This is a genomic window from Bradyrhizobium sp. CCBAU 21365 (assembly GCF_015291305.1).
Classification (GTDB): Bacteria; Pseudomonadota; Alphaproteobacteria; order Rhizobiales; family Xanthobacteraceae; genus Bradyrhizobium; species Bradyrhizobium elkanii.
Window position 1 is genome coordinate 3,780,740 of record NZ_CP030036.1, and the last position, 14,094, is coordinate 3,794,833.

The following is a 14,094-nucleotide window of genomic DNA, read 5'->3' on the forward strand; positions in this document are numbered from 1 at the left end:
TGTCGGCGGTGGTGGTCGCGCCGGTCGACGATCAGGTCGGCATGTTGCTGCGCGAGTTGCAGCGGTTCCGGATGCGCGTGCGGCAGGTCTGGCCGATGCCGGAGAGCGTGCCGGCCGATGCCGACGTGGTGTACTGCGAATATTCTCCTGACCTGGCGCGGCGCCTGCCGTGGATTCCCGGCGATGCGCGCTCGGCGCTGGTCGTGATCCTGCCGGCGACGGAAACCGTGCACGCCGACGCGTTGTGTCATGCGACGCCGAACGCCGTTCTGCCGCGGCCGTTCACGCAGAATGCAGTGCTGTCCAGCCTGGTGCTGGCGCGCAGTCAATTTGGTTATGAACGGCGGCTTCGCAGCAAGATCGAGAAGCTCGATGACAATCTGCGCTCGATGCGCACGGTGGAACGCGCCAAGGCGATCCTGATGGCGACGCGGCAGATGCCGGAAACCGAGGCCTATGGCTTCATCAGACGACAGGCGATGGATCGTCGCGTGTCGGCAAGTGCCGTCGCCGCGGCGATTGTTGACTCGTTCGAACTGCTTGGCTACGATCATCAACAGTAAGCCCCAATAGCGGGGCCGGCGGCGACAGCGCCGCCTTCGACACAACCGGCAACAAAGCCCTCCCAATGCTCGCGTAAGCGCGCATCGGGAGGGCTTTTTGTTTTTTCAGTCCTGAAGGGAGCTTAAGGATGAGCATTTCACGGCGGACTTTGCTGAGGAACACCGCGGCGCTTGGCGCATTTGCCGGCGCCGGACTGCCGCACATCTGGATCAAGAACGCCGACCTTGCTTACGCCGCCGGCGGCGAGATCAAGGTCGGCGTGCTGTTCTCGCTGACCGGAACGACCGCGATCATCGAGGAATCGCTCAACAAGGCGACGCTGCTCGCCATCGAGGAGATCAACGCCACAGGCGGCATCAAGGGCAGCAAGATCGTCCCGATCGTCGAGGACCCCGCGTCCGATCCGGCGACCTTCTCGGAGAAGGCCCGCAAGCTCGTCGTCGGCGACAAATGCGTGAGTGTGTTCGGCTCCTACACTTCGGCAAGCCGCAAGGCGGTGCTCCCGGTGTTCGAGCGGCAGAACAATCTCTATTGGTATCCGACGCTCTATGAAGGCCGCGAGTGCTCGAAGAACGTCATCTACACCGGCGCGGTGCCGAACCAGCAGCAGGACGAGTTCGTGCCCTGGCTGGTCAAGAAGTTCGGCAAGAAGTTCTACCTGATCGGCTCCAACTACATCTATCCGAAGGAAGAGAACAACTACTGCAAGAAGCTGCTTGAAAAACTCGGCGGCGAGGTCGTGGCGGAAGAATATGTGCCGCTCGGCCACTCCGAATTCTCTTCCGTCATCAACAAGATCCGCTCGACGCAGCCGAACGTGATCTTCTCCACCGTGGTCGGCGATTCCGTGGTCGCGCTGCATCGCCAGTACAAGGCGGCCGGCCTCGATCCCGAAAAGATGCCGATGGCGAGCCTGACGACCTCCGAGAACGAGGTCGCTGCGATGGGCGGCGAGGCAGCCGCCGGTCACTTCACCTCGGCGCCTTACTTCATGGTGCACAAGTCGCCGGAGAACGAGAAGTTCGTCGAGGCCTACAAGAAGCGTTGGGGCGCCGACAAGGTGACGCATTTCGTGTCGGAGGCCTGCTACTTCCAGACCTACCTGTTCAAGCAGGCGGTCGAGAAGCTTGCGACCAGCGACCTCACGCCGCCGAATATCCGCGACGCGGTCAAGGGCCAGGAAGTGATTGCACCGCAGGGCAAGGTCCGGATCGAGCCGGAGAACCTGCACACCTGGCTGTGGCCCAAGATCGCGCAGGCGAAGTCGAACGGACAGTTCGAGATTCTTGTCGAGGCCAAGGAGTGGCTGAAGCCGGTGCCTTACGCGGCCTATCCCGGACAGTCATGTACCGAGAAGGGCCTGGTCGAGAAGAGCTGACGACGGGGGCTGACGAAGGCCGTCGGCGTGCGGCGCCGGCGGCCTGCATCCCCAAAACGAATGCGGCCTCTCGCACGAACGGGTGGGAGGGGCAGGGCGCACAAAACGATTATCGAAAAGCGGATCCCGACGTGGACCAATTCATCGAACAAATCGTCACCGGCCTCAGCATCGGATCGATCCTGCTGCTGGTCGCGCTGGGCCTGTCGATCATCTACGGGTCGATGGGCATCATCAATCTCGCCCATGGCGAGTTCGTGATGCTCGGCGCTTACGCGGCCTGGGTGTTCCACACCTATCTCGGGCTCGGCCTGCTGGCGAGCCTGGTGCCGATCTTCCTCGTGGTCGCCACGTTCGGCTGGGTCATCGAGCGTTATGTCCTGAGCCTGCTCAACAACCGGCCGCTGGATACGATCCTCGCGACCTGGGGCGTCGGCATCATGCTGCAGCAGGCGGTGCGGCTGATGGTCGGCAGCGAACTGCGCTACGTGCAGCTGCCGCCGGCGCTGTCGGACAGCATGGACGTGTTCGGCATCCCGGTGTCGTCCTATCGGGTGTTCCTGTTCGTGGTGTCGATCGCGCTGTTCGTGGCGACCTGGTTGCTGATGAACCGCACCACAGTCGGAATGAAGCTGCGTGCGATCATCCAGGACCGTTCGGTCGCCGCCTCGTTCGGCATCAACGCCAAACGGGTCTATGCGCTGACTTTCGCCTATGGCGCGGGACTGGCGGGACTGGCCGGCGCGCTGGTGTCGCCGCTGAAGAGCGTGTCGCCCGATATGGGCACCGGCTATGTGGTCGATGCCTTCATGGTGGTCGTGCTCGGCGGGGTGCAGAGCCTCGCCGGGACCGTGGCGAGCGCCTTCATCCTCGGCGAGCTCTCCGGCGGCATTGCCTTCCTGCAGAACGACACGGTGGCCAAGGCGATCGTGCTGCTCGCCATCGTCGTGCTCATCCGTTTCCGCCCCGAGGGGCTTTTCACCGCACGCGTGCGGGCCTGAGACAGATCGCTCATCTATGCCGTCGCATGTTCCCAACCCCAACGGATTGCAGCGCCTGATCGCGCAGCTGGCACCTCTGCTGATCGTCTGCGCCGTGGTGTTCGTGCTGCCGGTGCTGCTCAACAACGACTTCCTGCTCAACAAGGTCGCGCGTTATCTGGTGCTGGGGATCCTCACGATATCGCTCGGGCTGTCCTGGGGATTCGGCGGCATCCTGAATCTCGGCCAGGCGATGAGCTTCGGGCTCGGCTCCTACGCCATGGCAATGGCGCTCAAGCTCAAGACCGTGCCGGTGCATACCGGAGCGAGTGGACTGCCGGACTTCATGGTCTGGAACAATGTCCAGCATTTGCCGTGGTTCTGGGAGCCGTTCCGCTCGCTGACCTTCGCGATCGCCGCCGGCCTGATCGTGCCGGCGCTGGTTGCGGCGGCGCTCGGCTGGTTCATGTTCCGGGGCCGCGTCACCGGCGTCTATGTCTCGATCATCACGCTCGCCACCATGGTGGTGATCAATCTCGTCATCATCGACCAGCAGAGCTACACCGGCGGCTTCAACGGCATCACCGATCTCGCCCAGCTCGAGATCTTCGGCGTCGCGTTCGATGCCTATGGCCGCGCAACCTACTATCTCGTCGCCAGCTGTGTCCTGCTCAGCCTGCTTGTCGCCTTCGCCTTCACAAGGACCAAGGCCGGCCTGATCGTGCAGGCGATTCGCGACCATGAGAGCCGGGTGCGCTACTTCGGCTACGACGTCGCGCTCTACCAGATCTTCGTGTTCGCGCTGTCGGCGGCGATCGCGGGCCTTGCTGGCATGCTCTACACGGTGGTGATGGAGTTTGCCTCGCCGACCTTCCTCGGCGTGCAGCTTTCGCTTTCGGTGGTGGTGTGGTGCGCGGTCGGCGGTCGGCAGAGCCTGGTCGGTGCGTTCCTTGGCGCGGTGCTGGTGGCGGGCATGCAGGGCGCGCTGTCGGAGTCCGCAGCGTTCCTGGAAACCTGGACGCTGGTGATGGGCGCGCTGTTCGTGCTCGTGGTGCTGTTCCTGCCGAAGGGGCTCGCCGGTCTCGCGCAAGCTGCCTTGCGCTGGATCGTGCTGCGACGACAAACCGCGAGTGGCGGCGTGGCACAGGGCGTCGGCCAGACGGAGGGCAGCACATGAGCTCCCATCTCGACCTCCGCGATGTCTCGGTCAGCTTCAACGGCTTCAAGGCGCTCAACAGTCTCAACATGAGCGTGCGCAAGGGCGAGCTGCGCTGCCTGATCGGGCCGAACGGCGCCGGCAAGACCACGGCGCTGGACATCATCTGCGGCAAGGTCAAGCCGAGCGCCGGCACGGTGAGCTTTGACGGAACGGCGCTGCAGGACCTCGAGGAGTACGAAATCGCCCGCGCCGGCGTCGGCCGCAAGTTCCAGGTGCCGAGCGTGTTCCGCGAGCTCTCGGTTTCCGAGAACCTTGAAGTGGCGCGAGCCCGGCGCACGAGCGTCTTCGGCAATCTGCGCTGGAATATCGGCAACTCGGGGCGCGAGCATGTCGAGCGTCTCGCTGAACTGGTCGGGCTCACCGAGCAGCTCGACCGGCCGGCCGCCTATCTGTCGCACGGTCAGACCCAGTGGCTGGAGATCGGCATGCTGGTCGCCCAGGACGCCGAGCTGATCCTGATGGACGAGCCCACCGCGGGCATGACGGCGCAGGAAACCCGCAAGACCGCCGAACTGTTCGCTCGGCTGAAGGGCAAGCACACGCTGATCGTGGTCGAGCACGACATGGGCTTCGTCAAGGCGATCGGCGACATCATCTCCGTGATGCATATGGGCCAGATGCTGGCTGAGGGCACCGCCGCTGAAGTCGAGGCACATCCGGAAGTACGCCGCGCCTATCTCGGATCGGGAGGCATCAGCCATGCTTGAGCTGACCGACGTCGACGCCTTCTACGGCAACAGCCGCGCCCTGCAGGGCATCAACCTGACGGTTGGCAATGGCGAATTCCTCTCGGTGCTCGGCCGCAACGGCGTCGGCAAGACCACGCTGATGCGCAGCATCCTCGGCCTGATGGACCGGTGTACCGGACGGCTGTCGCTCGACGGTGCCGACATTTCGCCGCTGCGGACCTACCAGCGCGCCAAGGCCGGTATTGCCTACGTGCCGCAGGGCCGCGGGATTTTGCCGAAGTTCACTGTGCGGGAAAACCTGACGCTCGGGACCTTCGCCGCGAAATCGGCCAACGGCATCGAGGAGTGGGTGCTCGAGCTGTTTCCGGTACTCAAGGACTTTCTCAATCGCTACGGCGGCAACCTCTCCGGCGGCCAGCAGCAGCAGCTTGCGATCGCGCGTGCGCTGCTGGCCAAGCCCAAGGTCATCCTGCTGGACGAGCCGACCGAGGGTATCCAGCCGAACATCGTCGAGCAGATCGAAGACGTGATCGTCAGCCTCAATCGCGAACGCGGAATCACGGTCGTGCTGGTCGAACAGAATGTCGCGTTCGCGCGGCGTGCGTCTCACCGCTTCGCGTTGCTCGAAAAGGGACGCGTCGTCGCCAAGGGTACGATCGGTGAGCTCACCGATGATCTCATCCAGCTGCACATGGCCGTGTAGCGGGACTTATCGCTCAGGAAAGGGAGTCTAGACATGTTGCATGGAGACATATCGAGCAGCAAGGACACGGTCGGCGTTGCCGTGGTGAATTACAAGATGCCGCGCCTGCACACCAAGGCCGAGGTGCTGGATAACGCGCGCAACATCGCCAAGATGGTCGAGGGCATGAAGCTCGGCCTGCCGGGCATGGACCTCGTGATCTTCCCGGAATACTCGACCCACGGCATCATGTACGACTCCAAGGAGATGTACGAGACCGCGTCGTCCGTGCCGGGCGAGGAGACCCGCATCTTCGCGGACGCCTGCCGCAAGGCCAAGGTCTGGGGTGTGTTCTCGCTGACCGGCGAGCGCCACGAGGAGCATCCCAACAAGGCGCCGTACAACACCCTGATCCTGATGAACGACAAGGGCGAGATCGTCCAGAAGTACCGCAAGATCATGCCGTGGGTGCCGATCGAGGGCTGGTATCCCGGCGATTGCACCTACGTCTCGGAGGGGCCGAAGGGGCTGAAGATCAGCCTGATCATCTGCGACGACGGCAACTATCCGGAGATCTGGCGGGATTGCGCGATGCGCGGCGCCGAACTGATCGTCCGCTGCCAGGGCTACATGTATCCGGCCAAGGAGCAGCAGATCCAGATCTCGAAGTCGATGGCCTGGGCCAACAACTGCTACGTGGCGGTCGCCAACGCCTCCGGCTTCGACGGCGTCTATTCCTACTTCGGCCATTCCGCGCTCATCGGCTTCGACGGAAGGACGCTCGGCGAGTGCGGCACCGAGGAGAACGGCATCCAGTACGCGCAGCTCTCGGTGTCGCTGATCCGCGACGCCCGCCGCAACATGCAGTCGCAGAACCATCTCTTCAAGCTGATGCATCGCGGCTATACCGGCCTGATCAACTCCGGCGACGGCGATCGCGGCCACGCGGTCTGCCCGTACACCTTCTACAAGAACTGGATCACGGACCCCGAAGGGACGCGGGAGATGGTTGAAGCCATGACCCGTCCGACCGTCGGGACCGATGAATGTCCGATCGAGGGCATTCCGAACCAGAAAGTCGCACATCGTTGAGTGACATCGATGATCGGCGCCGGCGCGATGTTTCGCGCCGGCGTGGTTCGATGCAACGGCGGACACTTCCTCGCGGAGGAAACAGGGGGACATCATGAGCGGTCAATCGAATAGCGGGCTGGTTCAGCAGACCGAAGGGCAGATCGACGACCTTCTCGGCCATGAGTTCGAGCACGAGCCGGTGCCGATGAGCGCCCGGCGCAGCGCCTTCTCGGTCACGATGGTGTGGCTGGGCTTTCCGATGATCATCACCGGCGCGATGACCGGTTCGCTGCTGGTGCTGGGCATGGGGTTCAAGAATGCACTGGTGGCGATGATCGTCGGCAACCTGATCATGTTCGCCTATGTGGGCGCACTCGGGCTGATCGGCACCAGGCGAGGCATGAATTTCGCGCTGATCGCCAGCATCGTGTTCGGAAAGAAGGGCTATGTGCTGGCGTCGGGCCTGCTGTCGACCCTGCTGCTCGGCTGGTATGCGGTGCAGACCGGCATCACCGGCGCGCTGATCTCCTCGACCTACGGCCTCAATTATGTGGCGATGACCATCGTCGCCGGCGTGCTCTATATCGGAATTACTTTCGTCGGCGTGAAGGGATTGCACTGGATCGGGCTGGCGTCGGTGCCGCTGTTTGTCGTACTCGGCCTCTGGGTCGCGGCCGATGCCGCCTCGACCACGACGTCGGCGGCGATCTTCGCCTATGCCGGCAACAATGGCGTCGCCAGCATGTCGATGGGCGTCGGGCTGACGGTGGTGCTCGCGCTGTTCATCGACGCCGGCACGGTGACGGCGGACTTCAACCGCTGGGCGCCGAGCCCACGGGCCTCGCTGTTCGCCACGTTCAGCGCGTTTCCGTTCGCCAATCTGGTGGCAATGCTGGTCGGCGGCGTGATGACGGCGGCGCTCGCCGTGCCGAACGCCAATCCGTTCGGTGTCGACAACATGTTCGGCTACATGAACGGCAAGCAGCTCACCTGGCTCAGCATCCTCGCGTTCATCTTCCTCTATGCCAATCTCGGCTCGGTCTGCTCGCACTGCCTGTACAATGCGGCCACCGGCTGGTCGCGCATCCTCGGGACCAATATGCGGCTGATGGCGGTGGTGCTCGGCGCGCTTGGCATCCTGGTCGCTGCCGGCAATGTCTGGGCGTTCTTCATCCAGTGGCTGTCGCTGCTCGGCATCCTGGTGCCGCCGATCGGCGCGATCATCCTGGTCGATCAGTACCTGCTGCGGGCCGAGGCGCGGGCGGACGTGGACTGGCGTGCGAAGCCGTTCATCGCCTGGGGCATCGGGTCGCTGTGTGCCTTTGCGGTTGAAAACCTGATGCCGGGGCTGTCCACTGCGATCTCCGCCGCGGTAGTCGCCGGCATCGTGTACGGAGCGATCGCACGGGTGGAATCTCCGACCGAAAAGGTGGCGCGTCCGGCGTAAGCGATCAGCTCGATCAAGCAAGAAGGGTACATCAATGAGCGTCGACTATCAGATCTATGATCTCGGCAATTTGACCTTGCAGCGCGGCGCGACCATTCGCGACTGCAAGCTCGCCTACAAGACCTATGGCCAGCTCAACGCGGCCAAGGACAACGTCATCGTCTATCCGACCTGGTACTCGGGTCAGCATTACGACAATGAATGGCTGATCGGACCGGGCAGGGCGCTCGATCCGGCAAAGTACTTCATCATCATCCCGAACATGCTCGGCAACGGGCTGTCGTCGTCGCCGAGCAACACGCCGGAACCGTATAATGGACCGCGTTTCCCGCAGGTGACGGCCTATGACAATGTGCGCGCCCAGCATCGGCTGGTGACCGAGAAATTCGACATCAAGCACATCCGTCTCGTCGTCGGCTGGTCGATGGGCGCGTTGCAGACGTTCCATTGGGGTGCGCTGTATCCGGATATGATGGACTTGCTGGCGCCGTTCTGCGGCTCGGCCAAGTGCTCGCGCCACAACTTCGTGTTCCTCGAAGGCGTCAAGGCGGCACTCACGGCGGATGCTGCGTGGAAGGAGGGCTGGTACACCGACAAGCCGGCCCGTGGCCTGCGCGCCGCCGCGCGTGTCTATGCCGGCTGGGGCTTTTCACAGGCCTTCTATCGCGAGCAGCTCGACATCAAGACGCTGGGCTATTCGTCGCTGGAGGATTTCCTGGTGGCGTTCTGGGAAGGCTTCTTCCTGCCGAAGGATCCCAACAATCTACTGACCATGCTGTGGACGTGGCAGCACGGCGACATCAGCGACAACGAAATCTACGACGGCGACTTCAGGGCCGCGCTGAGAGCGATCAAGGCCAAGGCCTATGTCATGCCGGGGCAGACCGATCTCTATTTCCCGCCGGAGGACAGCGCGTTCGAGGTCGAGAACATGCCGAACGCCAAGCTCGTGCCGGTGCCGTCGATCTGGGGCCACTTCGCCGGCGGGCCCGGGACCAATCCGGTCGATGTCGACTTCATCGACACTAAGCTCAAGGAACTGCTCGCATCGTGATATCGACCGGTTGCGAACGGCTGCCTGCGCGATCATGGGAGGCGTGAGCTTGTCCAATCCCGCCCTGCTGCTCGACCAGTACCGCATCCGGGAGGAGCCGTATTACCGGCCGCTCAAGGATGAGGTCGAACTGTTCGGTGCAGCCTATGCCAACCGCATGCCGGTGATGCTGAAAGGCCCCACCGGCTGCGGCAAGACCCGCTTCATCGAATACATGGCGTGGCGGCTCGGCCGCCCGCTGATCACAGTCGCCTGCCACGAGGACATGACGGCGGCGGATCTGGTGGGGCGCTGGCTGCTCGACGCAGAGGGGACGGTGTGGAGCGACGGGCCGCTCACGACCGCGGTGCGTCTTGGCGCGATCTGCTATCTCGACGAGATCGTCGAGGCGCGCCAGGATACGACGGTCGTGATCCATCCCTTGACCGACGATCGTCGTGTGCTGCCGCTGGAGAAGCGCGGTGAATTGATCCACGCCCATTCCGACTTCCAGCTCGTGATCTCCTACAATCCGGGCTACCAGAGCGCGATCAAGGACCTCAAGGAATCCACCAAGCAGCGCTTCGCGGCGCTGGATTTCGGCTATCCTGATCGGCCGGTCGAGACCGAGGTGGTGTCGCGCGAAGCCGGCATCGAACCGAACCTCGCCGATCTCCTGGTGAAGATCGCCCAGCATAGCCGCAACCTGAAGGGTCAGGGGCTCGACGAAGGCGCCTCGACCCGCATGCTGGTCAATGCCGGCCGCTTGATCGGATGCGGCATCAGCCTCGAAAAGGCCTGCGAGACCACGATCGTCGTGCCCTTGACCGATGATGCGGACACCAGGAACACGTTGCGCGACGTGATCTCGGCCTGCGGGTAAGTGGACGTTTGCAGGTGGCGGTCGCGCAAATCAGTTCGCTCGATAGCTTCCGGTCCGGACGTCGGCTCGCGGCACTGTTGCGCGGTCATGACGATGTAGCTGCGGCCGTGCAGGCGGCGCGCACCGCTCTGCAGCGAACCGGTTGGTTCGATCACCTGGCGATCTGGGACGAGGCCGTGCACGCCCTGTTCGAGGCCAATCTCGGTCAAGCCGTGGTGCAGGGCTTTCTGCGTCTATCGGAGCAGTGGCCGGCGCAGCGATCGGCCGATGATCTGATCGCGATCGGCCGCGCGGTCCGGGACATCGGCTGCAGCACCGGAAGCCGCGCCGCCCATGCGTTGCTGACCGAATTGTCCAGGGTGCTGCCGCGCCTTGCGGGTGCAGGAGAACTCACCGCGGTTCTCGCCGCGTTCGATCAACTCGCAGCCACCGGGCCGGAGTCGGCGGGCCTCGCGATCGGCCGGCTGGGGCAGTTTCTGGCGCATGCCGGCGGCGAGGAGTTTGCGGCGTGGGTTTCCGCCGGCTTGCGCGCGAGCGGCGGTCGCGCATCGCGCCGCCGTGCCTATTTCGCGCTCGACGATCAGCTTTCGGCGCAGCTGTTCGCAGCCGGCCGGAGCGGGGATGATTTCGCGCGGCTGGAGAAGCGGCTCGCTGCAACCACGATCGCGTTGTGGAACAGAAAGCCGCGTTTCCGCAAACTTGCGGTTGCAGCGACGCCGGTGCCGCGGCGGACCTCGCTCGCCGCCGGCCTCGTCGGTCTGCCGCAGACCTTTCCCGGCTTCGAAGGCGAGGGAGCGGACGCCGTCTATCTCGCGGCGGTCGTGCATGCCGGCACGCATCTGGTGCATTCCACCGCCCGCTTTCCGGTGGGGCGACTGAAGGCGCTGCAGATCGCGCTGGTCTCGCTGATCGAGGACGCCCGGGTCGAGACGCTGGCGCTCCGCGAAATGCCCGGGCTGCGCCGGCTATGGCTGCCATTTCACAGCGCGACGCCAGCCGGCCAGGCAACCGCAGCCGGACTGATGATGCGGTTGGCGCGGGCGCTGATCGATCCCGATTATCAGGATCCGGACGCGTGGGTGACCAAGGGGCGGACGCTGTTTGCCGCTGCCGCCGGCCGTTGGACCGATCCTGCCATCAGCCGCGAGATCGGTGGCTTGCTCGGCAACGACATCGGGCAGATGCGGCTGCAGTTCAACGCCAAGAGCTACGTCGTCGAACCCGCCTATCGCGACGACAATCTGGCGCTGTGGGATTTCGGCGACCAGCCGGACAGTCCGGCCGAGACGATCGAACTTGCCGTCGATTCCGTCCGAATCGAGCGGCGCGACGATGCGGGTGGCCAATCGGCCGACGACAACGCCAAGCCGGACGAGACGTTGCGCGCGAAGGCCAGTGCGGTGACGCTGCTGGATGGGTTTCCGGTCGCGACCTACCCGGAGTGGGACTATGCGGCGCGTACCGAGCGGCCGGACTGGACCACGATTCTGGAAGCCGATGCCGCCGTTTCCGCGCAGCCCTTCGATTCCTCGACGGACGCCGAGGCGATGCGCTGGATCACGGAATTGACCCGCGACGCGTCGATCGGCCGCCGTATCCGACACAAGGGCCAGCGCGACGGCGACGCGCTCGACATTGACGCAGCGATCGCCCTGACGATCGAGCGGCGCACCGGCAATATCAGCGAGCCCAGGGTCTACCAGCGCGATGCGCCCGGACCACGCGATCTCGCCATCCTGCTGCTGCTGGACCTGTCCCAATCGACCGCGGACCGTGACCGCCGCGGCCGGACGGTCCTCGACGTCGAACGCAAGGCGGCCGCGATCATGGCGGCCGCGGTCGAGGCCGCCAATGATGCGATCGCGGTGCATGGTTTCAGCTCCGATGGCCGTGAGCGCGTGCGCTACCTGCGCATCAAGGGCTTTGCGGAGCCGATGGACGCAGTGGTTCGTGCGCGTCTCGCGGGCCTTGGCAGCGGTCATTCCACCCGGCTGGGCGCGGCATTGCGCCATGCCGGGGGCTACCTCGCGGAACGACGCGCGTTCCGAAAGGTGCTGCTGGTTCTGACCGACGGCGAGCCGTCCGACGTCGACGTGCCGGATGCGCAATATCTCGTCGAGGACGCCCGCCGTGCTGCCCAGCAGCTGCGGCGGCGTGGCACCGATATCTTTGCCTTTGGCATCGGCGAGCAAAGATTTCCCCAGCTCGATCGGATTTTCGGCGAGCGCTATGCGCTCCGCGTGCCGCGCATCGAGGTGTTGCCGCAACGGGTGATGCAGCTCTACGCGGAACTGAAGAAATAGCGGGTGCTTCTAGCCCGTTGCCCGGGGCAGGGAGCCCTTTGCGGTGATCTCCGCCGAGAGTTCCTCGATCGTCTTGCGCTGCTCCATGGCGGCGCGGCGGATCAGCGCAAAGGCAGCCGGCTCGGCCAGCGCATGGGTGTGCATGACCTGAAGGACCGCGGCGAGCACGACGCGGCGGGATCGCAGCCGCTGCTCCAGCTTGAGCACCTGCTGCTTCAGCTCGCTGGTGCGCTCGCTTCGCTCGAAAGCCAGGACGAGCGCGGCATAGATGCCGGCCGAGCGCAGCGGCTTCACCAGAAATGACGCCGGATCGAGGTCGAGCACCAGCTTCAGACGGCTCGGCGTCTCGGTGCCGAGCAGGGCGATGACCGGGCTTCGCCCAAACGACGTCCGCTGCGCCGGCGAGGTGAGCGGCAGGAACTCGTCATCGATCAGCGTCACGTCGGGACGGCAGTCGATATTGGCACCGGGCTCCCATGTGACGATCTCGATCCCGAGGCGCTCGAACTGCCGCCTGACGATCGAGGCATCGCGCTCGTCCTTGATGGCGACGAGCGCCTTGCGCCCCCGCAGCGAAAATGAAGACGGTTTGCTCATTTCACAACCCGCAAATGCGGCGCATTCGGCAACGTTCCGTCCCTTGCCGGGCTGGCGGCGATGTCGAGCTGCGTCAGGTAAGGATCCGGTCTGACCGGCGCTTCAGCTTCCCAGAAGATGTCAAATTGTCCTTCGGCGTTCGAGACGGCGAGGCGCGGCGTCAGGACGCAGTGGTTGTTGCTGCCGTCGATCCAGACCGGACCTTGCGGCGAATTGTAGCGGTGGCCGGCCGCGGCGCGCCGCACCTCGCCGATATTGGATGTGCCGGCGCGCTGCAGCGCGCGGGCCAGCAGATAGACCGCGACATAGGCAGATTGCCCGTCGACCGACGGGCTGCTGTGTTCGCCGTAGCGCGCCTTCCAGCGTGCCACGAAGGCCCGGTTCTCGGGCAGGCGAATGCTTTCGAAATAGGCCGACGAGGTGATGCATCCGGCCGATGCGGGACCCGCGATCTTGAGCTCGGGCTCGCACAGGCTGCAGCTCAGCATCGGGATGTCGAGGCCGGCCGCGGCGGTCGCCGCATGAAAGGCGCGGATGAAGTCATAGCTTGAGCTGCCGACCAGGGTGTTGAAGACGACCGGCGGCCGGCGCCGCACGATCTCGTCCACGATGTGCGTGACCGCGCTTTCACCAAGTTCGAGCAGGCGTTCGGCGAGAATGCGTCCTTTGGCCGCTGTCACGAGCTCGCGGGTGACGCGATTGGTTTCCCAGGTCCAGACGTAGTTGGAGCCGACACAGAAGATTTCGCGCGACAGATTATCGAGCACGTAACGCACCAGCGGCAGTACGTTGTGATTGGGTGAGGCGCCGACATAGATGACGTTGTCGGAGCATTCGAACCCCTCGTAGCGCGCCGGATACCAGAGCAGGCGGTCGGTGCGCTCGACGATCGGCAGCACCTGCTTGCGCGAGGCCGAGGTGTAGCAGCCGATGATGTGCTCGACGCCGACGTTGCGAATGAGGTCGTCGCAGACCGTGTGGTACTCCGAAATGATTCCGCGGGGATCGCGGACATGCGCAGATATCGCGAAGTCGAACTCATCCTGATTGTTGATTTCGTCGACCGCCATCATGGCGCTCTTCAGGATCTCGCGTCCCATGGCCTGATAGGGCCCGTGCTGCGAGCAGATGATGCCAACTGGAATGGAGGGCTTGGTCATTGAGTACTTTCGGCGGCGCGACGCATCAAGGAAATCATCTTGGCAGAGGTCGGTGCAAGAGGTCATGCCGATTTGCTGCGCATGC

13 protein-coding genes are annotated in these 14,094 nt (G+C 64.3%); 11 read left to right on the forward strand and 2 right to left on the reverse strand.

Features of this window, described 5'->3' with window-relative positions:
• Window positions 1-8 precede the first annotated feature (8 nt).
• The 11 genes from XI02_RS17175 (at window position 9) to XI02_RS17225 (ending at window position 12,252) form a co-directional block, all read left to right on the forward strand.
• Window positions 9-563: an ANTAR domain-containing response regulator gene (locus XI02_RS17175; protein WP_229157895.1), complete on the forward strand. Its 555-nt coding sequence runs from the start codon at window positions 9-11 to the stop codon at window positions 561-563.
• Window positions 564-691: 128 nt separating this feature from the next.
• A complete protein-coding gene (locus XI02_RS17180) occupies window positions 692-1,942 on the forward strand; it encodes a transporter substrate-binding domain-containing protein (protein WP_038376091.1) in 1,251 nt (416 codons plus the stop codon).
• A gap of 131 nt (window positions 1,943-2,073) precedes the next feature.
• A complete protein-coding gene (gene urtB, locus XI02_RS17185; protein WP_016845709.1) occupies window positions 2,074-2,943 on the forward strand; it encodes an urea ABC transporter permease subunit UrtB in 870 nt (289 codons plus the stop codon).
• A 16-nt stretch (window positions 2,944-2,959) separates the two neighbouring features.
• A complete protein-coding gene (gene urtC, locus XI02_RS17190) occupies window positions 2,960-4,099 on the forward strand; it encodes an urea ABC transporter permease subunit UrtC (RefSeq protein ID WP_018270837.1) in 1,140 nt (379 codons plus the stop codon).
• Window positions 4,096-4,848: an urea ABC transporter ATP-binding protein UrtD gene (urtD, locus tag XI02_RS17195; RefSeq protein ID WP_018270838.1), complete on the forward strand. Its 753-nt coding sequence runs from the start codon at window positions 4,096-4,098 to the stop codon at window positions 4,846-4,848. Before urtC ends, urtD begins: the two co-directional genes overlap by 4 nt.
• Window positions 4,841-5,533 (forward strand): urea ABC transporter ATP-binding subunit UrtE, encoded by a 693-nt coding sequence (gene urtE / locus XI02_RS17200; RefSeq protein WP_018270839.1) that lies wholly within the window; start codon window positions 4,841-4,843, stop codon window positions 5,531-5,533. The genes urtD and urtE overlap by 8 nt, the downstream gene beginning before the upstream one ends.
• Before the next feature lie 33 nt (window positions 5,534-5,566).
• The gene (locus XI02_RS17205; RefSeq protein WP_016845713.1) at window positions 5,567-6,604 is read left to right on the forward strand and encodes an aliphatic amidase; all 1,038 of its coding nucleotides are present in this window, start codon (window positions 5,567-5,569) and stop codon (window positions 6,602-6,604) included.
• Between the two features lie 94 nt (window positions 6,605-6,698).
• On the forward strand, window positions 6,699-8,033 hold the full coding sequence (locus XI02_RS17210) for a cytosine permease (RefSeq protein ID WP_018270840.1): 1,335 nt from the start codon (window positions 6,699-6,701) through the stop codon (window positions 8,031-8,033).
• 34 nt (window positions 8,034-8,067) lie between these two features.
• Complete coding sequence (locus tag XI02_RS17215) at window positions 8,068-9,087, forward strand: alpha/beta fold hydrolase (protein WP_018270841.1); 1,020 nt, start codon at window positions 8,068-8,070, stop codon at window positions 9,085-9,087.
• Window positions 9,088-9,121: 34 nt separating this feature from the next.
• On the forward strand, window positions 9,122-9,949 hold the full coding sequence (locus XI02_RS17220; RefSeq protein WP_051110092.1) for a CbbQ/NirQ/NorQ/GpvN family protein: 828 nt from the start codon (window positions 9,122-9,124) through the stop codon (window positions 9,947-9,949).
• A gap of 14 nt (window positions 9,950-9,963) precedes the next feature.
• Window positions 9,964-12,252, forward strand: coding sequence for a VWA domain-containing protein (locus XI02_RS17225; RefSeq protein WP_129964935.1), 2,289 nt, complete (start codon window positions 9,964-9,966; stop codon window positions 12,250-12,252).
• A gap of 9 nt (window positions 12,253-12,261) precedes the next feature.
• Here the strand turns inward: XI02_RS17225 and XI02_RS17230 are convergent, their stop codons facing one another.
• Both XI02_RS17230 and XI02_RS17235 read right to left on the reverse strand, forming a co-directional pair.
• Window positions 12,262-12,849: an ANTAR domain-containing response regulator gene (locus tag XI02_RS17230; protein ID WP_018270843.1), complete on the reverse strand. Its 588-nt coding sequence runs from the start codon at window positions 12,847-12,849 to the stop codon at window positions 12,262-12,264.
• On the reverse strand, window positions 12,846-14,009 hold the full coding sequence (locus tag XI02_RS17235; RefSeq protein WP_038379639.1) for a transporter substrate-binding domain-containing protein: 1,164 nt from the start codon (window positions 14,007-14,009) through the stop codon (window positions 12,846-12,848). The genes XI02_RS17230 and XI02_RS17235 overlap by 4 nt, the downstream gene beginning before the upstream one ends.
• Window positions 14,010-14,094 lie beyond the last annotated feature (85 nt).

Coding starts and splice junctions, on each gene's coding strand:
- XI02_RS17230 (WP_018270843.1), bottom strand. CDS start 12,849: ATGAGCAAACCGTCTTCATTTTCGCTGCGGGGGCGCAAGGCGCTCGTC.
- XI02_RS17205 (WP_016845713.1), top strand. CDS start 5,567: ATGTTGCATGGAGACATATCGAGCAGCAAGGACACGGTCGGCGTTGCC.
- XI02_RS17210 (WP_018270840.1), top strand. CDS start 6,699: ATGAGCGGTCAATCGAATAGCGGGCTGGTTCAGCAGACCGAAGGGCAG.
- XI02_RS17220 (WP_051110092.1), top strand. CDS start 9,122: ATGGGAGGCGTGAGCTTGTCCAATCCCGCCCTGCTGCTCGACCAGTAC.
- urtC (WP_018270837.1), top strand. CDS start 2,960: ATGCCGTCGCATGTTCCCAACCCCAACGGATTGCAGCGCCTGATCGCG.
- urtE (WP_018270839.1), top strand. CDS start 4,841: ATGCTTGAGCTGACCGACGTCGACGCCTTCTACGGCAACAGCCGCGCC.
- XI02_RS17235 (WP_038379639.1), bottom strand. CDS start 14,009: ATGACCAAGCCCTCCATTCCAGTTGGCATCATCTGCTCGCAGCACGGG.
- XI02_RS17180 (WP_038376091.1), top strand. CDS start 692: ATGAGCATTTCACGGCGGACTTTGCTGAGGAACACCGCGGCGCTTGGC.
- urtD (WP_018270838.1), top strand. CDS start 4,096: ATGAGCTCCCATCTCGACCTCCGCGATGTCTCGGTCAGCTTCAACGGC.
- XI02_RS17215 (WP_018270841.1), top strand. CDS start 8,068: ATGAGCGTCGACTATCAGATCTATGATCTCGGCAATTTGACCTTGCAG.